General features: G+C 72.3%; 15 protein-coding genes. 7 read left to right on the top strand and 8 right to left on the bottom strand.

Annotated features, from left to right (window positions below; translation table 11 throughout):
* Nucleotides 1-11 precede the first annotated feature (11 nt).
* Entirely contained in the window at nt 12-305 is a 294-nt protein-coding gene (locus AB0K14_RS27765) for a hypothetical protein (protein WP_360449423.1), read from the bottom strand.
* A gap of 14 nt (nt 306-319) precedes the next feature.
* Here AB0K14_RS27765 and AB0K14_RS27760 point away from each other — a divergent pair, with 14 nt between their 5' ends.
* Together AB0K14_RS27760 and AB0K14_RS27755 are read left to right on the top strand one after the other, a co-directional pair.
* Nucleotides 320-814, top strand: a complete 495-nt coding sequence (locus AB0K14_RS27760; RefSeq protein ID WP_360449425.1) for a carbohydrate ABC transporter permease — start codon at nt 320-322, stop codon at nt 812-814.
* A 24-nt stretch (nt 815-838) separates the two neighbouring features.
* Nucleotides 839-2,359 carry an alpha-amylase family glycosyl hydrolase gene (locus AB0K14_RS27755; RefSeq protein ID WP_360449427.1) on the top strand — a complete coding sequence of 507 codons (1,521 nt, stop codon included), beginning with the start codon at nt 839-841 and terminating at the stop codon, nt 2,357-2,359.
* On the opposite strand, the gene AB0K14_RS27750 is transcribed toward AB0K14_RS27755, so the two are convergent.
* A complete protein-coding gene (locus tag AB0K14_RS27750) occupies nt 2,343-2,855 on the bottom strand; it encodes a MarR family winged helix-turn-helix transcriptional regulator (protein ID WP_360449430.1) in 513 nt (170 codons plus the stop codon). The genes AB0K14_RS27755 and AB0K14_RS27750 overlap by 17 nt on opposite strands.
* A gap of 108 nt (nt 2,856-2,963) precedes the next feature.
* On the opposite strand from AB0K14_RS27750, the gene AB0K14_RS27745 reads away from it, so the two are divergent.
* Complete coding sequence (locus AB0K14_RS27745; RefSeq protein ID WP_360449432.1) at nt 2,964-4,034, top strand: alkene reductase; 1,071 nt, start codon at nt 2,964-2,966, stop codon at nt 4,032-4,034.
* 216 nt (nt 4,035-4,250) lie between these two features.
* Here AB0K14_RS27745 and AB0K14_RS27740 read toward each other — a convergent pair whose 3' ends face one another.
* The 6 genes from AB0K14_RS27740 to AB0K14_RS27715 all read right to left on the bottom strand — a co-directional run bounded on the left by AB0K14_RS27740 (nt 4,251) and on the right by AB0K14_RS27715 (nt 12,282).
* A complete protein-coding gene (locus tag AB0K14_RS27740) occupies nt 4,251-4,883 on the bottom strand; it encodes an LPXTG cell wall anchor domain-containing protein (RefSeq protein ID WP_360449434.1) in 633 nt (210 codons plus the stop codon).
* Between the two features lie 106 nt (nt 4,884-4,989).
* Nucleotides 4,990-5,664 (bottom strand): LPXTG cell wall anchor domain-containing protein, encoded by a 675-nt coding sequence (locus tag AB0K14_RS27735; protein WP_360449436.1) that lies wholly within the window; start codon nt 5,662-5,664, stop codon nt 4,990-4,992.
* Nucleotides 5,665-5,819: 155 nt separating this feature from the next.
* Complete coding sequence (locus tag AB0K14_RS27730) at nt 5,820-6,368, bottom strand: snapalysin family zinc-dependent metalloprotease (RefSeq protein WP_360449439.1); 549 nt, start codon at nt 6,366-6,368, stop codon at nt 5,820-5,822.
* A gap of 71 nt (nt 6,369-6,439) precedes the next feature.
* The gene (locus tag AB0K14_RS27725) at nt 6,440-9,892 is read right to left on the bottom strand and encodes a TM0106 family RecB-like putative nuclease (protein ID WP_360449441.1); all 3,453 of its coding nucleotides are present in this window, start codon (nt 9,890-9,892) and stop codon (nt 6,440-6,442) included.
* A 144-nt stretch (nt 9,893-10,036) separates the two neighbouring features.
* Nucleotides 10,037-11,173, bottom strand: coding sequence for an HEXXH motif-containing putative peptide modification protein (locus AB0K14_RS27720; RefSeq protein ID WP_360449445.1), 1,137 nt, complete (start codon nt 11,171-11,173; stop codon nt 10,037-10,039).
* Nucleotides 11,170-12,282: an FxsB family cyclophane-forming radical SAM/SPASM peptide maturase gene (locus tag AB0K14_RS27715; RefSeq protein WP_360449448.1), complete on the bottom strand. Its 1,113-nt coding sequence runs from the start codon at nt 12,280-12,282 to the stop codon at nt 11,170-11,172. Before AB0K14_RS27715 ends, AB0K14_RS27720 begins: the two co-directional genes overlap by 4 nt.
* Before the next feature lie 250 nt (nt 12,283-12,532).
* Between AB0K14_RS27715 and fxsA the strand changes: the two genes are divergently transcribed.
* From fxsA to AB0K14_RS27695, 4 genes are all read left to right on the top strand, one after another.
* Nucleotides 12,533-12,700, top strand: coding sequence for an FxSxx-COOH cyclophane-containing RiPP peptide (gene fxsA, locus AB0K14_RS27710; RefSeq protein WP_158851598.1), 168 nt, complete (start codon nt 12,533-12,535; stop codon nt 12,698-12,700).
* A 91-nt stretch (nt 12,701-12,791) separates the two neighbouring features.
* Nucleotides 12,792-16,526, top strand: coding sequence for an FxSxx-COOH system tetratricopeptide repeat protein (gene fxsT, locus AB0K14_RS27705; RefSeq protein ID WP_360449451.1), 3,735 nt, complete (start codon nt 12,792-12,794; stop codon nt 16,524-16,526).
* A gap of 19 nt (nt 16,527-16,545) precedes the next feature.
* Complete coding sequence (locus AB0K14_RS27700) at nt 16,546-17,508, top strand: hypothetical protein (protein WP_360449453.1); 963 nt, start codon at nt 16,546-16,548, stop codon at nt 17,506-17,508.
* Nucleotides 17,509-17,548: 40 nt separating this feature from the next.
* A complete protein-coding gene (locus AB0K14_RS27695; RefSeq protein ID WP_360449456.1) occupies nt 17,549-18,733 on the top strand; it encodes a hypothetical protein in 1,185 nt (394 codons plus the stop codon).
* Nucleotides 18,734-18,803: the final 70 nt, after the last annotated feature.

Genomic DNA, 18,803 nt, shown 5'->3' with positions numbered 1-18,803 from the left:
GCCGGTGTCGGCTACAAGGTCGCGCTCGTCATCACCACGGTCCTGCTCACCGCGGTCTTCGTGGTGCCCCTGGTGTGGGTGGTGCTCTCGGCCATGAAACCGGCGGCGGAGCTGGCGCGCGTGCCGCCGACGATCCTGCCGCGGACGTGGACGCCGGGCACGTACGCCGAGGCGTGGGACCTGATGGACCTCGGTCGGTACTTCCTCAACACGATCGTCGTGGCGGTGGGGGTGTGGGCGGTGCAGCTCGCGGTGGACGTGCCCGCGGCGTACGCGCTGTCGCGGCTCAGACCCGTGCTGGGCAAGGGGATCCCTCGGCATGATGCTGCTGACCCTGATGATGCCCGCCGCGGTGCTGCTGCTGCCCACCTACCTGACCATCTCCGACCTCGGGTTGCTCAACAACCCGGTGGCGCTGTGGCTGCTCGGCGCGGCGAACGCGTTCACCGTGTTCCTGCTCAAGCGGTTCTTCGACCAGCTGCCGGTCGAGGTGCTGGAGGCGGCGCGGATCGACGGCGCCGGTCAGCTCACCATGCTGTGGCGGATCGTGCTGCCGCTGTCCCGGCCGATCCTGGCGGTGGTGTCCATCTTCGCGGTCGTGGCCGCGTGGAAGGACTTCATCTGGCCGCTGCTGGTGTTCTCCGACCCGGCGCGGCAGACGCTCAGCGTCGCGTTGCAGCGCTTCGCCCCCGACACACCGGTCAACCTGCTGCTGGCCGGTCTGGTGCTGTCCAGCGTGCCCGTGATCGGCCTGTTCCTGGTGTTCCAGCGGCACGTCCTGGCGGGGCTCACCGCCGGCAGCGTGAAGGGCTGACGCCACAACCGAGGGAGGATCCACATGAACTGGTGGCGCGGTGCGGCCATCTACCAGGTGTACCCGCGCAGCTTCGCCGACGGCAACGGCGACGGGATCGGGGACCTGGCGGGACTCCGCCAGAAGCTCCCCTACCTCGCCGAGTTGGGTGTGGACGCGATCTGGCTCAGCCCCTGGTACCCGTCGCCGTTGGCCGACGGCGGCTACGACGTCGCCGACTACCGCGACATCGAGCCGGTGTTCGGCACGCTCGTCGAGGCGGAGAAGCTGATCGGCGAGGCGCACGCGGTCGGCCTGCGGGTGATCATCGACATCGTGCCCAACCACTGCTCCGACCAGCACCCGTGGTTCCAGGAGGCGTTGGCCGGCCAGGGGCGCGACCGGTTCTGGTTCCACGAGGGCGACGAGCCGCCCAACGACTGGCGGTCGCGGTTCGGCGGACCGGCGTGGAGCCAGGCCCCGGACGGCTCGTGGTACCTGCACCTGTACAGCCCGGAGCAGCCGGACCTGAACTGGACCAACCCGCGGGTGCGGGCCGAGTTCGAGTCGATCCTGCGGTTCTGGCTGGACCGGGGCGTGGACGGGTTCCGCATCGACGTCGCCGACGGCCTGGTCAAGGACTTCTCCAGGCCCGACGCCGAGCTGCCCTACTCCGACCAGGACGGCGTGCACGACATCTACCGGTCCTGGCGGAAGGTGCTGGACGAGTACCCGGACGAGCGGGTGTTCGTCGGCGAGATGTGGTTGCCCGACCCGGAGCGGTTCGCCCGCTACCTGCGCGCGGACGAGCTGCACTCGGCGTTCAACTTCGACTTCCTGTGCTGCCCGTGGGAGCCCGGCGAGCTGCGGCGGGTCATCGACGGCACGCTCGCCGCGCACGCCCCGGTCGGCGCGCCGCCCACGTGGGTGCTGTCCAACCACGACGTGACGCGGCACGTGTCGCGGATGGGGCGGGAGGACACGTCGTTCGACTTCGGCCGGCGGCAGCACCTCACGCCGACGGACCTGGAGCTGGGCGCGAAGCGGGCGCGTGCGGCGATCATGCTGACCACCGCGCTGCCCGGCTGCGTGTACGTCTACCAGGGGGAGGAGCTGGGGCTGGAGGAGGTCGACGACCTGCCCGACGAGCTGCGCGAGGACCCGGTGTGGGTGCGCTCCGGCCACACCGACCGGGGCCGGGACGGGTGCCGGGTGCCGATCCCCTGGGGTGACGACGGGCCGTCGTGGTTGCCGCGGCCGGAGCACTGGCGTTCCCTGTCGGTGGCCGCGCAGACCGGCGACCCCGACTCGATGCTCGCGCACTACCGCACCGTGCTGCAGCTGCGGCGGTCGGAGCGGTCGCTGGGCGACGGCCCGATGGAGTGGCTGGACCTGGGGCCGGACGTGGTCGCGTTCCGCCGCGGTGACGACTTCGCCTGCGTGCTCAACCTGTCCGCGCGGCCCGTCGCCCTGCCCGCGCACGACGCCGTGCTGCTGACCAGCGGGCCCCTGGTCGACGGCGCCGTGCCGCCGGACACCGCGGCCTGGATCAGGCAGACCCGGTAGCGCCGTCGGGCGGTGCGTACCGGTTCGTCCGGACCGCCAGGTTGCACTCCAGCAGGCCGAGCACCTTCAGGGTCTCGGCCTGCTGGTCTTCGTCCATGTCCCCGAGCGTGGCCTCCTCCAGCTCACGCCACATGCGCTCGACCTGGTGGCGCAGCGCCTGGCTGGCGGCGGTCGGCTCGACCAGCACGGCACGGCCGTCGGTCGGGTCGGGGGAGCGGCGCACGAAGCCCGCGCGTTCCAGGCGCTGCACGGTCCTGGTCATGGTCGGCGAGTCCGTGCCGAGCACGCCGCACAGGTCGGCCAGCCGCTGGGGGCCGCAGTCCCAGAGGTGCATCATCACGAGTTCCTGGCCCGGGTGCAGACCTGCCTGCCTGAGCAGCTGTGCGGCCAGCAGGCGGTGCAGCCGGGCGATGCGGAAGATCGTGTGGCTGACCCGACCGTGCTCGGCGGTCTGGGGAACCGGCAGTGACGTGGGGTTTTGTCGGGGTGCAGCCATGGCTCCATTCTAGCCGCCCGGCGTCGTGAGCGCTGTCACATCGGCAGGTCGGAATGAAACCGGACCAGATAGCTGTTCGAACAGGTAAACAGCCATCTGGAGGATGCGATGACCACCGCCTTCGAGCCGTTGGACCTGGCCGGCACCAAGCTGCCCAACCGGGTCGTGATGTCGCCGATGACCCGCAGCCGCGCGTACGGCACCGTGCCGACGCCCGCCATGGCCGAGTACTACGCCCAGCGGGCCGGCGCCGGGCTGATCATCACCGAGGGCACCCAGCCGTCCGCCGTCGGCCAGGGCTACCCGCACACGCCGGGCCTGCACAGCGACGAGCAGGTCGAGGCCTGGCGCGGCGTCACGGACGCGGTGCACGCGGCGGGCGGGCGGATCTTCGCGCAGCTCATGCACACCGGCCGGGTCGGGCACCCCACCCTGCTGCCCGACGGGTTGCACCCGGTGGGCGCGTCCGCGGTGCGCGCGCAGGGCAAGGTCTTCACCGGTGAGGGGATGGAGGAGTTCGTCACGCCGGTGGAGCTGAGCCCGGCGGACATCGAGGCCACCATCGCCGACTTCGCCGCCGCCGCGCGCAACGCGGTCGACGCCGGGTTCGACGGGATCGAGCTGCACGGCGCCAACGGCTACCTGCTGCACCAGTTCCTGGCCGACAACACCAACCTGCGCACCGACGAGTGGGGCGGCTCGGTGGACAACCGCATCCGGTTCGTGGTCGAGGTCGTGCGGGCGACGTCCGAGGCGATCGGCGCGCACCGCGTCGGCCTGCGGATCTCCCCGGCCAACCCGTACAACGACATCGCCGAGGAGTCCCACCACGAGCTCTACCCGACCCTGGTGGACGCGATCAACCCGGTCGGCCTGGCGTACCTGCACATCGGCGAGGTCGGCCCGCGGTCGTTGACGCTGCGGCTGCGCGAGCGCTTCTCCGGCCCGCTGATCCTGAACCCGTTCACGCCTGACGGCGTCACCGGCCCCGAGCACCTGGAGCTGCTGGACGACGGCACCGCCGACGCGTTGAGCTTCGGCTCGATGTTCCTGGCGAACCCGGACCTGCCCACCCGGCTGGCGACCGGCGGCCCGTTCAACACCCCGGACCGCGCCACGTTCTACGGCGGCACCGAGAAGGGCTACACCGACTACCCGGCCCTGACCGACGCCAACTGACCCGAACGTTGAACTCGGGGTACCTGAACGTACGACTCGCGCGTTCTGAACGTAGGACTCGCGCGTTCTGAACGTAGGACACGCGCGCGAGTCCTACGTTCAGGTCAGGCGTGTCCTACGTTCGGAACACCCGAGTTGAACATTCAGAACCGGTGGTGCTGTAGCGCGGATCGGCCCCGGTCGCGTGGTCGCGACCGGGGCCGATGCGGTTCGGTGCTAGTTCTTGGCCGCGCGCCGGCGCAGCACGATCAGCAGGGCCGCGCCACCGCCGAGCAGGACGACGCCGATCACCAGCGGGACCGCGATGCTCGCGCCCGTGTTGGCCAGCGGGCTCGTGTCACCGACCGGCACGACCGCGACGGTGGTCGTGGTGGTGGACGGCGCCGGGGCGTCGGTCGTCTCCGACGGGAGTTCGGTCGTGACGCTGGTGGTCGGCGCGGTGGTCGTGGTGGTGGTCGTCGTCGTAGTGGTGGTCGTGGTCGGCGGCACGACGCACGCCTCGACGGTCTTGGTCTCCTTGAAGGAGTACTTCTTGTCGTCGTGGGCGGTCACCTCGACTACGAACACGTGCTCGACGTCGCCGCCGGTCGAGTAGGAGCCCTCGAACGACTGGCCGAAGTCCTTGTTCTCCAGCTCGTCCTCGCCGTCAAGGGTGACCTTGACGTGGTTGGACTTCTGGTCGGTGCTCTGGGCGTACCGGGTGAGCTTCACGCTGAGGGTGGTCTTGCCGTCCTCGCACTTCGCGACGAGCTCGGGGGTGTGCGCGGAGGCGGGAACAGCGGCGAAGACGGTCGCGGCGACGGCGGCGACTGCGGCGCCGACCAGGGCACCGACTCTGGCGAACTGCATGTGGAGGCTCCTGAGGGAAGGGCTGAGGAGAACGCGCGCCACCCTATCCGGGGGTTTGTAACAACACGATCCGGGGTTCGGTAACTACTTTCCGTAGATCCGTTACCTAGCGCCGGAGCCTTCGGCGCAGCACCACGAGCACCACGACACCGCCGCTGAGCAGCAGCACGCCGAGCACCAAGGGGACGGTCACGTCCGCGCCCGTGTCCGGCAGGTCGCTGTCGTTCGCGGCGGGCACCACGACCGCCTTGGGCCGCGTGGTGGGCCAGTCGAACGTCAACGGTGTGGTGGTGGTCGTGGTCGTGGTCGTCGTGGTGGTGGTGGTTTCCACCGGAGTCGTCGTGACGGTCGTGGTGGTGGTGACGGGGACCGGAGTCGTCGTCCTGGGGACGGTGGTGGTGGTAGTAGTCGTCGGTGTCACGCACGCCGGGACGGTCAACTTCCTCCGGAACGACCAGCCGCGCTCCCAACGCGGGTCGTCCCACGCCCACACGGTGACGGTGAAGACGTGCGCCGCGGTCCCAGGCTTGCTGTAGGACTTGTGGAACGATCCGCCGAACCTCTGGTTGTCGAGAACCTGCCCGTTGTCCTCGACGGTGACCGAATTGGGTCGGCGGCCGTCGTAGCGGGTCAGCCCGACGGTGAGCACGGCGTTGCCGTCCAGGCAGCCCGCCTTGAGCGACGGGGTGTGGGCGGAGGCGGGGACGGCGGCCAGCAGGCCCACCGCCGCGACGACCGCCGCGACGCAGAGGGGTGCCCGGACGGACCGTGCGAACTGCATGGTTGCTCCTGTGAACGGCGGTGGCGCGGCGGGGAACGCATCCCCCTATACGGACACCACGGGCCAAGTGTTCACACCGGAGCTTGGTCAATTCGGGTGACACCGGGCGGTGTGGTGGCCGGGAGTGCGACCGGGCACCACACCGCCCGCCGTCGTCAGCCCCTCGCGTAGACGTCGGTCGTCATCGGCGCCGAGGTGCCGAAGCCGCCCGCGAAGAGCTGGTTCACCCGGTTCGCCTCCTGGGCGTTCGGGTACGGGTTGCGGCACGACGTGCCCGCGCTGCCGCCCGACATCAGGTACGAGCAGATGCCGTTGTAGGTGTCGGGCAGGCCGAGGCCGTGCCCGATCTCGTGCGCCACGATCCGCAGCGACGAGTGACCCGCCGCGACGTCACGCGAGTCGATGTAGATGGTGGCGCACCCGAGCCCGCAGGGATAGGCCCGGGAACCGCCGCCGGTGGTCGCGTAGATCCGGATGGTGGCGCTGCCGCCGCGGACCATCCGCAGGTTCGGCACCCTGGAATTCCAGATCTGCGCGGCCTGGTCGGCTTCCGCCGAGTAGCCGGAGGCGCTGTAGTAGACGGTCCTGGCCAGGGCCGACGGCGGCGCGGGAGCTGCCGACGCCGGACCGACCAGGACGGTCCCCACCAGTGCGAGGGTCGTGAACAACGCCCCGAGGACGAGGCGCGGCACATTTCCGGTCACACGATCTCCTTCGGTGCAGGGTAGGAAGGTTCTCGTGTGCTACGACATTAAGAGCGGATGAACGTCCGGAGTCATAGGGTTTGGGCATAGACGCCGTCGATGTCCCACCGATCGGCGTCCGCCATCAGGCCGATCATCCCCGAGACCAGGCGCAGCTGGTCGACGTCGCGGATGTCGGCCTCCACCAACCGCGGCGAGCACACCACGACCGCCACGGCCTGCGCCCGCGACAGCGCCACGTTCAACCGGTTGCGGGACAACAGGAAGTCCAGCCCGCGCGGCAGGTCCACCGCCGCCGAGGACGTCATCGTGGTGATCACCACGGGTGCCTCCTGGCCCTGGAACCGGTCCACGGTGCCGACCCGCACGTGCTCGTAGCCGTGCTTCTCCAGCTCACGCCGCACCAGGCGCACCTGGAGGTTGTACGGCGCCACCACCAGGACGTCGGAGTCGTCCAACGCCCGAGCGTCCGGCCCGTCCGTCCACATGCGACCCATCAGCGACCGCACCACGCCCACCACCGCCGTCGCCTCCTCGATCGACGACGTGGTGTTGTGCGAGTGGGGCACCGAGTGCAGGTACACACCCGACGGCACACCGGCGATCCCGCGCTCGGCGGCACTGGGGTGCGCGTGCAGCAGCCCGGCGTACGACAGGTTCGACACCGGCGCGCACACCGCCGGATGCATGCGCCGCGTCTGGTCGAGGAAGTAGCCCAGCTCCGCCGGGATCACGTCGGCGTCGCCGATCAGGTGCCCCAGCGCCGAGGCCTCCGCACCGGCGGGGTGCGTGCCCTGCACCACCTGCGGCAGCTGCTGCGGGTCGCCGAGCAGCACCAGGTTGCGCGCGCACGTCGACACGGCCAGCGCGTCGGCCAGCGCGAACTGCCCGGCTTCGTCCACGATCAGCACGTCGAACGGCTGCTCGCGCAACGCCGCGTTGGCGAACGTCCACGCCGTGCCGCCGACCAGGTGCCCGCCGCCCTGGTCGTTGCGCCAGCGCACCAGGGCCGGGTTGTCGCGCGGCTGCTCCCACGCGCAGTCCTTCGCGGGCGTGCCCTTCGCGCGCTTGGCCGTCGGGATCGGCACGCCCAGCTCGCGCCCGGCCGCCAACGCCGCGCTCAGCACGTTCTCCACGGCCTTGTGGCTGGTCGACGTCACGCCGACGCTGCGCCCGCCGCGGATCAGGTGCGCGATCAGCCGTCCCGCCAGGTAGGTCTTGCCCGCGCCCGGCGGACCCTGCACGGCCAGCGTGGAGCCGTCCAGGGCGTCCACCGCCGCGATCACGTCCGCGATCAGGTCGTCGCCGCGGGGCAGCGCACCGGTCTTCAGGCGCGGCGGCGTGCGGCGGACGAGGTCGATCCCGGGGTGCGGCGGCAGCTCCGGCAACCCGTCCACCACGTCGCGCGCCAGGTCGTAGACCGCCTCGTCCTTGGGCGTGGGCCGGACCGGGCTGCCGGGCAGCACCGCGATGGGCTGCTCGCCGTGCACCTCGTCGGTGGCGACGCTCTCCAGCACCACCATGTCCTCGGCCGACTCGGCGAGCACCACCGCGTCCCGGGTCACGTTCGCGGGGGTGCCGGGGTAGAGCAGCCGGACCTGGTCGCCCGCCGCGAACGGGTGCGGACGGTCCGGGTCGCACCACACGCGCACCTCGCGCTTGGCCTTGCGGACCCGCCCGGACGGCATCGCCCAGTCCTGCGCCCGCACCGACACCGGCACCGCGCACGCGCTGTCGGACTCCAGCTCGCTCAGCGGAGCCGCCATCTGCCGGAAGAAGTCCCACCACGCCGGGTTCGTCTCCCGCCGGTGGTAGCCGACGGCGGCGGCCAGCAACGCCCGCGCCCGTTCGTCGTCGGTCGCCTCCGCCGGGTTGTCGGGCAGCCCTTCCAGCAGCGGGTCGACCACGGCGGCGAGGCGCTCGGCGCGTTCGGCCCGGCGTTGCGCGGCGATCTCGTCCTCGATCTCCTCGGTGAACGAGGGCTCCGGCACGTGCGGCTCGATGCCCGCCTCGGCGCGCACCTCCAGCAGGAACCGGTAGAGCCCCAGCGTGGAGGCGCAGTCGTAGGTGTTGTAGTCGGCGATGCCGGTGAGGACCTCCTCGGCGCGCGCCGGGTCGACGTCGCGCAACGCCAGGAACTCCTCGTACGCCTCGATGCTGGAGACGGCGTTGGTGACCTCGCCCGCCCGCGCCTGCGGCATGTACAGCGGTTCCAGGTACTTGATCGAGTAGGACCGCTGGGACACGCGCAGCGCCTTGCGCACGACCGCGTAGAGGTCGACCAGCGCGCCGGACCGCAGCAGGTGGTCGACGGCGTCCTCACGGGTGCCGTGCAGGGCGGCGAGCTTCTTGAGCGCGTTCACCTCGTACGGCGCGTAGTGGTAGACGTGCGCTTCCGGGTGTTGCTCCAGGGTCTTCGTGGCGAAGTCGACGAACCGCTCGAACGCCGCCTTCTCCTGCGGCCGGGTGTGCGCCCAGAACGGTGTGAACCCCTCGTCGGCGTCGACCACGCCGAACAGGTACTCCAGGCCCTCGCCGCCCAGTGCGAACGGGTCGCCCTCCATGTCGAAGAACAGGTCGCCCCGGCTCGGCACGGGCAGCGCGGCCAGGGCTTCCGGCGCGACGACCTCGTACGCGACCTTGCCGATCGGGTCGTCCTCGGTGCGCGAGTCGTCCTGGATGACCTGGAGCGCGGCCTGGGCGCGCAGGCCGGTGAACGTGGCGGCGGACATCGTGGCGGGGCGGTCGGCGCGGGTGGCGTTGGCCAGGGCGTCGATCGTGCCCAGGCCGGCGGCGACGAGCTTGCGTCGCTGGTCGGTGCGGATGCCGGCGACCAGGGACAGGTCGCGGTCGGCGTCCCGGCCGGTGGCGCAGTGCCTGCCGAACCGGCACGTGGCGCAGGCGGGGCGTTCGTCGTCCCACAGGCGTTCGGGCAGGGTGGCGGGTGCGGCGAGGCGGGCGGTGAGGCGGGCCTGGAGGTCGCGGACCAGCGGGAGGAAGTCGGCGACCTGGAACGTCTTGGTGGTGCCGTCGCCCAGCAGCAGGTGCATGGCGGGGCCGGCGTGGTGCTTGAGCGCGTTGGCGTAGGCGGTGAGCTGGACGACGGCGGCCGGGGTGGCGTGCCGGGCGAGCTTGGCGTCGTGCGGCTCGTAGCCGCGGTCGGTGGCGATCAGGAAGTCGGCGCGGCCGTGGAAGCCGTCGGCGTAGAAGACGGCCTGGTAGATGACCGGTGTCCGGGCGGCGATGGCCTCGTTCGTCTGCTCGGCGGCTCGGGTGAGCGCTTCGTGCGTCGGCGCGGGCTGCGGGATCTCGACCACGTGGTGCTCGGCGCGCAGCCGTGCCAGGACGGCCTGCTCGTGCGCCACGCCGTGCCGGGTGGCCAGGACGTTCGTCCGCTCGTCCGGCACGGGTGCGCCGGGCAGCCCGGCCGCCAGGGCCAGCGCCAACCGGGTGCGGTGTTCGCACTCCAACAGGTCCACCAGGTCCGCCGGGGAGTGCACCTGGTGGCCGTCGGCGTTGAGCATGGCGGGCAGTATCGCGGCCGGACGGGCCAACCCGGCGGACCACACCCGGCGAGTCGCCCTACTGCGACCCCCACCACCCCGACCGCAGGTCGCGCGTGTCCTACGTTCGGAACGGGCGTGTCCTACGTTCGCGTACCCCGAGTTCTACGTTCGGGTGTGGCCGTGGGCGGCTTGCCAGCGGGCGTGGTGGGCGGCGGCCTCGGCTTCGGCGACGGCTAGGGCGGACGGTGGCAGGGGTTCGGCGCACCAGGCGCGCAGGACGGCGGCCATCTCGGTGACGAACGCGGTGCCGGTCGGGGTCAGCCTGCCACTGGTCAGGAGCGTCTCGGCGGTGATCAGGGCGGCCGAGCGCCACCGCGCGTACTCGACCCGCGCGGCGGCACCGGGCCGGGAGCGCCAGAACCGGGCCACTCCCAGGTGCGCGTACGTGCCGTGCAGCAGGCCCGCCGCCGGCCGGGGATCTTCCCGCCACGGCGCGTAGAACAACGCGTCCCGCCCCGGCTCGACCAGCGCGAACAGGTCCATCAACGCCACCAGCTTGCTGTGCTGCGCCTCGTGCACGAGCGTCACGGCCAACGTCTCCGCGTCCGGCATCGGCGACAGGAACACGCACCCGAACGCGTCGGCCAACGTCGCGCTGCTCGTACCCGTCGGCGACGACGGCATCGGCGTCAGCACCGACACGACCTCGGCGAACTCCGCGGCCAGGGCCGGGTGGTCGCGCCGCAGCAACTCCCACGCCGAACCGACCGCGTCGCGCCACCACGGCAGGTCCACCGAAGCGGCCACCGGCAGCCCGTCCGGCACCCCGCCGCCCGCCCACAGGTCCACCTGCAGCGCGGCACCGCCCAGGTCGATCTCCGGCAACGGCTCGTACGCCCACCCGGGCCCCACCACCACGCCCAACGACGGCAGCGAGAACACCTCCACCGGCGGGAACTCCAACTCCACCGCCACCCCGGCCCGCACCGCCGCCGCGGCCGCCGTGAACGCCAACTCCGCCGGACGAGCCGCGGCACCCGCCAACGCCGTCCGCGTCGCCCAAGCACCGACCGACGGGTGGTCCAGCACCCGGTCCACCGCACCCGGCGCCACCCGCGCCACCTCGCGCAACAGCGAGAACGCGGGCCGCGCCGCCGGATCCGCCGCGATGGACCGGATCAGCAGCAACGTCCGGCTGCGCCGCGCCCGCCGCAACGTGCGCACCACCGACGGCCCACCCCCGCCGCGTGCGAGAGCGGCGAAGTCCGCGGCGGAGACCCGGAACGGCGCGACCGTCACGCCAGCGCCGCCAGGTCCGCGGCCACCCGCGACCGCACGTGCCCGATCAGCCGCGCCAGGTCCGCGCAGTACACCGAGGGCCGGTCGAACCCGGCCCCCTCCAGGAACCGGTGCGCCCGCAGCCCGCCGCCGCACGCCGTCACCACCGGGCACCGCCGGCACTCGTCGGACAATCCCGCCAATCCCGAACGACCGGCGCGCACGTCCGGCAGGTCCAACGCCGCGTCGAACGGGTCGCGCGCCACGTGCAGCCCGGTCGACGACGCCTCGGGCGACGACGACGCCAGGATGTCCGACACCTCGATCGTGCCGTCGGTCTCCACCACGACCTGCGCCGACGGGGTCAACCCGATGCCCTCCACCCCGGAACGCCCGCCCAGCAGCACCGCCAACAACTCCTCGAACAGCCGAACGCCGGTCAGCGGCCGGCCGTACCAGACGTCGAACACGGCGATCAGCCACTCCGCGTACGGCGTCGAGCCGGAACCCGCGACCCGTCCCGGCGGCGGCGCCGACCAGTTGCCGTGCGGCAGCAGGAAATCCACCGCGGGTGGCGAGAATTCCAGCAACGACTCGTAGACGCGCACCGGGTCGTCCCGCACATCGACGACGCACAGCAAACCGCCGTACACCTCCGGGAACGAACGCAACGACGTCAACGCCGCGCGCACCGCCGCCCAACTCCCGGTGCCGTCCGGCCGCACGCGGTGCCGGTCATGCGCTTCGGGCGTGCCGTCCACGCTCACCCCGACCCGAACGCCGAGCGCCGAGAACAGGTCCAGGAATTCGCGGTCCAGCAGCGTCCCGTTCGTCTGCACGGTGAACCGCACCCGCGCGGGCACCACCGAGCGGAACGTCCCGACCAGCGATTCGATCGCGGCACGTCCGGCGAGCAGCGGCTCACCACCGTGCAACACCACTTCCACCTCGGACAACCCGTGCCCGCGCACGTGTTCGGCCACCCGTTCGGCGGTGTGCGCGACGACCCGGGGCGACATCGCCCTCGGCCGGGAACGCCACCGCTGGTCGGCCAGTTCGTAGACGTAGCAGTAGTCGCACGCCAGGTTGCACCTGCCGTGCACCTTCAGGACGAACTGGCGGAACGGCAAACCATTCCCCGAGTCCACAGTCGGCAACCCCCCCGCGTTTTCCGGCCACGCCACCGGCAATCGAGACCCGCCGGCAATCAAGGCCCACCTGCAATCAAACACGGCCCGCCGCCCGCTGCCTCCGCCAATCGGAGGATTCCCGACGGTGACCGTTGTCGTTCACTACGATGGAAGTGCGCCGCCGGTGTTGCCGGCAATCAGGCGAGGAGCGGGGAAACCCGCAGCATTGCGGTGAGGAGGTACGTCGCACATGGCTTCCGAACCCGTCCTGGAGTCCGAACTGCTGGACGTCACGGGCGTGGACCTGGCCCGATTGGCGGATCTGCCGGACACCGCGCTGCGCGCCGCGCTGCACCGGATCCTCGCGGAGAACGCCGAACTGCCCAACCGGTTCGCCGCGTTCGAGAGTTCCCTGTGACTGCTGCCGATCGGGTGAAACGCGGCTGAGTCGCGGACGCGCGGCCCGCGTTCCCGGTATTCCCCAGTCCCCCGCCGCCTTGGAGCAGCAGATGACCACCCCGCGCACCACCTCCGGCCACACCGGGGTCACCGCCTTCCTGTCCGCGACCGGGGGAACCGGCCGGACCAGCGCGGTGGCGAACCTGGCGTGGGCGTTGGCCGCGGCCGGGCAACGGGTCATGGTCGTGGACTGGGGCTCGGAGGTGCCGCGGGTGCGCGAGTACCTGGAGCCGTTCCTGGTGGCCCGGCGGGGACTGCCGGACGCGTTGGGCCGCGGCCTGCTCGCCGCGTACCGGGCGGAGCCGTTGCGCGAGGAGGACCCGGCTCCCGCGGTCGAGCGGTTCGCGCCGCCCGCGGGCGATGTCGCCGAGCCGGGCCACGTCGACGTGGTGTCGCCGATGTCGACCGACGCGGCGGGCCGCCCTCAGCCGGAGAGCAGGCACGGCGACGCGGGCGTGATCGCCGAACTGCGCGCGCGGTTGACCGAGTCCGAGTACGACCAGGTGCTGATCGACGCGCCCACGGGCGCGGGGGACGAGTCGCTGACGCTGATCGCGACGCTGTGCGAGCTGGCCGTGGTGTGCTTCCGCCCGCGCCCCCGGGCCATCGCCGACGCGGCGGACCTGGCCGCACGGCTGCGCAAGCGCGCACCGATACGGATCGACGTGGTGCCGGTGGCGACGCTGTTCGACGACGCCGACGAGCTGTCACGGGCGCAGCGCATCCGGTCCGCGATCCACGCCGCGTTCGCCGAACTGCTGGCGGGCCAGGCGAAACGGGTACCGGACGGGGGCACGATCGAGATCCCGTACCGGCCCTTCGACGCGTTCGACCCGCTGCTGGCGATCCTGGTCGAGGAGCCGACGAGCGGCGGTGCGCTGGAAGCCCAGTACGGCAGGCTCGCCGCGGCGGTGACCGACGGCGCGGTCACCGAGGTCGTCCCGGTGTCGCCGGTGCTGCGCTCCCGCTACCGGCGGGTGTTCGGGCTGACGTCGACGACCGAGCCGGACCGCGTGGTCGTCGTGCACGCCCCGCGTGACCGGCCCTGGGCCGACTGGGTGCGCGGCCAGCTGGAACGCGCGGGCGCGCAGGTCCGCCGCCTGCCCGACGCGGGGGAGTGGTTCGAGGCCGACGTGCCACCGGGTGTGGTGGTGCTGTCCTCGCCGCACCTGGGCCCGGTGGAGCTGCCCGCCATGCCGCTGACGGTGCTGCGGTTGCAGCTGTCGGAGGACGAACCCGCCGTGGGCGCGCTGGCCGTGCACGACCACACCCCGGACACGTTGAGCGCCCGGCTGCTCAGCCACTTCGGCCTGATCGACCGGCCCGGCACGGTGCACGAGCCCGGCATGAGGGTGCCCGGCAGCGACCCGAACGTGTTCGACCTGCCACCGCGCCACGCCGGTTTCGTCGGCCGTGACGAGGAGTTGGAGGCGTTGCGCGACCGGTTCGCCGAGGCGGGCGACGGGCGGGTGGTGGTGACGGTCAACGGCGTGCCCGGCGTCGGCAAGAGCGAGCTGGCGCTGGAGTACGCCTACCGGTTCTCGTCGGACTACGCCGCGGTGTGGTGGTTGTCCGCGCACGACCGGCAGTCCGCGCTGAGCGGCCTGGCCGAGCTGGCGGTCCGGCTGCGCCAACCCGGCTCGACCGACTACGGCACGCTGTCCGCGCTGGAACGCCTGTCCGACGACCCGGCGTACGCGCGGTTCCTGCTCGTCTACGACAACGCCGACGACCCCGACCTGATCGCGGACCTGCTGCCGACGGGCGCCACCGGGCACGTGCTGATCACCTCCGGGCCGGTGGCCGCGCAGGCCGTCGAACTGGTGCCGATGCGCGCCGACGACAGCGTGCGCCTGCTGCTGGACCGCGTGCCGGGGTTGACCGCGCAGGACGCCCGGCGGGTCGCGGACGCCGTCGACCACCTGCCGTTGGCGCTGGACCTGGTGTCGTCCTGGCTGGCCGGTACGGCGCGGGCCGAGGTGGGCGCGGGCTCGCGTGACGCCGACGCCGCGACGTGGGCCACCCGCATCCTGTTCGAACGCCTCGGGCGGTCCGAACTGGACGGTGTGGCGCGGGTCGTCGACGTCGCCGTGGACGCGTTGCGCGCCAACGCCACCGGCCGGTTGGCGGTGCTGGTCGCCCAGCTGTGCGCGTTCCTGTCACCGGAGGGCGCGGACCTGGCGCTGGTGCGCTCGCCCGCGTTCCTCGCCAGGGTGATCGCGTCGGGCGACGTGGACGCCGAGCCGCTGGAGCTCGACGCCGCCGAGATCGACCGCGTGCTCTGGTACGGCGCGCGGTACGGGCTGTTCCGGGTCGACTGGGGCGACCAGTACTCGTTACGACCGCATCGCGTCGTGCAGCGCGCGCTGCGCGGCCGGATGACCCCGGCGGAACGGGAGGAGCGGCGGGCCGACGTGCTCGGCGCGCTGGCCGCGTTGGCGCCGACCGAGGTGGAGGACACCTCGCCGACCAGGCACGCCCGGTTCGCCGAGCTGCAGAAGCACGTCATCCCGTCCGGCGCGTTGGGCAGCGACGACCCGAAGGTGCGCCGCTGGCTGGTCAACCAGGTGCGGTTCCTGTTCACCGACGGCGGCGCGGGCGTGCGGCGGGCCGCGCTGGGGCCGGCGCGCGACCTGCTGGAGGCGTGGAGCGAGAGGTTCGGCACCGCCGACCCGCTGCGCAACCGGCTGGCCACCGAACTGGCCAACGTGCACCGCGTGCTCGGCGAACCGGCCGAGGCGCTGAGGCTGGACGACCTGGCGCTGGCCCAGCAGCGGCGCGCCCTGGACCTGACCCACCCGCGTCCGCTGATCACCGCCCGCGGCCGCGGTGGCGACCTGCGCGGGCTCGGCCTGTTCGCCGAGGCGCTGGCCGAGGACCAGGCCACCTGGGAGGGCCTGCGCTCGGTGCTCGGCGAGGACCACCCGGACACCCGCCGTGCCGCGAACAACCTGGCGTCCTCCATGTTCCTGTCCGGTGACGCGGCCGGTGCGCTCGCACTGGAGGAGGACAACTACCGCAGGCGCCGCCGATTGTTCGGCACGGGCGACATGCGGACGTGGGCCACGCTCGCGCAGATCGGCCTGTACCAGCGGGAACTGGGCCGCTACCCGGAGGCGCTGGACTCGCTGCTGTTCGCGTCGCAGCAGTTGCAGGCGCTGCGGCACGACCTGAACCAGGTCCAGATCGGCGTGCAGTGGAACCGCGCGATCGCGTTGCGGCTGGTCGGCCGGGCCAAGGAGGCCAAGGAACGCACCGGCAAGGCGTTGCGGGACTACCGCGAGCTCCTCGGCCCGCACCACCCGTACACGCTGGGCTGCGCGCTCAGCTTCGCCGCCGACCACCGCCGGGTCGGCGTCGACCCCGAGCTGGCGGTCGAGCTCGCGCGCACCGCGTTGAACGGCTTCCAGCAGCACGTCGGGCTGCGCGACGACCACCCGTTCGTGGCGCTGTGCAAGCTGGGCCTCGGCCAGGCGATGCGCGCGGCGGGCGACGTCACCGGCGCGGTGGACCAGGTCGAGGCCGCGGCGCGGACCTTGCGCTCGCGGCTCGGCGACACGCACCCGTGGACGCTGGCGGCGGCCATCGACGAGGCACGGGTGCTCGCCGCGGCCGGCGAGGCGGACCGGGCCGCCGAACTGATCGCCGAAACCCACACCGACTGCCTGGAGTTCCTGGGGCACGATCACCCGCACACCGCCGTGGCGGCGCACGACGCGCGGCTCGCGGCGCACCCGACCGACCAGGACTGGCGGGAGTGCGATGTCGACATCCCGCACACCTGAGCGCGCAGGAGGGACCGGCGTGGAGCTGCACGAGGACCAAGCCGAGCACGTCGGCCCCGAGTTCGACCTGGCCAGGCAGGCGTGCCGGGAGACGATCACCGACAGCCCGGCGCTGCACTACCTCGCGCACTACAGCAGCGGCGTGTTCGACTTCGGCGTCGACGCCCTCGGCGACCCGGCGCCCGCGCCGGACGCGTTGCCCGGCGGCACCCGCCGCGAGGAGCTCAAGCGGCTCGGCAGGCACCTGACGTTCCAGGTCGCCACGGTGGACCGGACGTTGCAGGAGGTGCGCACGGGCCGGGTCATCCGCGCCGTGCTGCACACCGAGGAGGGCGCGCTGTTCTGCGACTCCGTGGTGCCGACCGAGCACGTCGTCGGCCTGGTGCTGGACCACGCCGGCGCGGGGCCGCTGTTCGGGCACCCGGCGGTGGACGAGGCGGACCGCGCCGTGGCCGGACTGGCCACCCGGCTGCGCGCCCAGCTCAGCCTCGGCTCGCTCAACCCGGGCGGGTGGGAGAGCGCGGTGGACGTCGTGCCGGTGGCGACCGAGGAGGACGTGCGGCCGCACGTGACGGCGGGCGACGGGCCGCTGACCGCGTGCCTGGCCGCCGTGCGGCCGGAGGACCTGCACCTGGTCGCGCACGTCGTCGACGGCGAGGTGCGGGCGATGGTCGACTGCCTCGCCGACCCGTCGCTGGCGCCGTTCTTCAAGCAGATCACCGTGGACGCGCGGCGCCGGTTCTACCACGGGTTCGTGCAGGAGCTGGGCGCGTTGACGACCAAGCTGAACCGGGCGGTGAAGCCCGTGGTCGGCGGGTTGATGGAACGGTTCGTGCTGGACGTCGAGATGGGCGCGATCTACTACTACCGGTTGCGCGCCGGGGAATACCTGGTAGGCGTGACGATCGACCAGGCACGGGTGCGAGCGGCGGATGATCGAATGTCCGCGTTGGCCGTCGAACTCACTCCAATCGGTCCTTGAACGCCCGCACACGCCTGCCTACCGTGGAATGGTGACGCCCGTGATCCGTTCGGCCGCGCTCCTCTCGGCCCTTGGCGCGGGATGGCTCGCCGCGTGGCAGTTCGGACTGCACGAAGTCGACCAATCACCGGTGTACGGGTTCTTCATCACCGCGCTGCTCGGTTTCGGTTTGTACGCGAGCACCAGCGGTATTGTGATCGCGGAATTCCGCAGGCAACTCCGCACGGTGGTCATCGCGGTCACGCTCGGTGTGCTCGCGAAAGTGGCGCTGATCTTCGGCGTGATGTTCCTCGTCTTCCGCGAGCCGAACCACCTGATCCTGGCCGTGGCGGTGGCGCAGATCGACCCGCTGTCGGTGGCCGCGATGCGGGCCAAGTCGCGGATGTCGGACTCGGCGAAGGCGCTGTTGTCGGCGTGGGCGTCGTTCGACGACCCGATCACCGTGCTGCTGACCGTGTACATCACCGCGTTCGCGTTGCGGGGCGGTGCGGTGGGCGGTGCGGGGTCGTTCGCGGTCAACCTGGTGCTGAACCTGGCGTTGGCCGGGGTGGCGTTCATGCTGTGGACGGTGGTGCGCGGGCGGGTGCGGCGGGCCGAGGCGGGCGGTCGTGCGGTCCGGTACGCGGTGCGCGCGTTGATGGTGGTGGCGGTGCTGGCCGTCGGTTTCGTCGCGGTGCAGTACGCGTTGCTGCTGGCGTTGGCGTTGCTGGGGCTGTTCTTCCGGCCGAACCTCGGGCGGTGGGTCGACGGGCTGGCGGAGGCCGGCATGTTCCTGGCCATCGCCGCGGTCGGGCTGGTGCTGGCCGCCGAGTTCAGCTGGGTGCTGGCCGGGGTCGGCGCGGTGCTGGGCGTGGCGGCGTTCGGCGCGCAGGCCGTGGTGGCGTTCGGGCTGACGGTGCCGAAGCGGTGGCGCGGGGACCGGGTGCGGTTGGCGTTGGGCCAGCAGAACGGGCTGACCGCGATCATCCTGGCGTTGCTGCTGGAACCGTCGTTCCCGGGCGCCATCGCCGTGGTCGCGCCCGCCGTCGTCGTGGTGAACCTGCTGCACGCGTTGGCCAACGGCGCCTACGACCGCCTGCCCTTCCTGCCCGCGGTCGCCCAGCGTGAGTTCGACGTCTCGGCCATTCCCGCCGTCCGCCGGCCGAGGCCCGCGCCCCGCGTGCCGCTCAACCCGGCCCCCGCACCACAGGTCGCAGCGCCCTACCGGGTGAAGCCCACCCCCTGACCGTTGAACTCACCCGTCCCGAACGTAGGACACGCCTGTCCTGAACGTAGGACACGCACGCGAGTCCTAC

Source organism: Actinosynnema sp. NPDC050801 (assembly GCF_040673975.1).
Taxonomy (GTDB): domain Bacteria; phylum Actinomycetota; class Actinomycetes; order Mycobacteriales; family Pseudonocardiaceae; genus Actinosynnema.
Note: the sequence above shows the minus strand (reverse complement) of the source record. Positions and strands in the feature narration are given on the sequence as shown.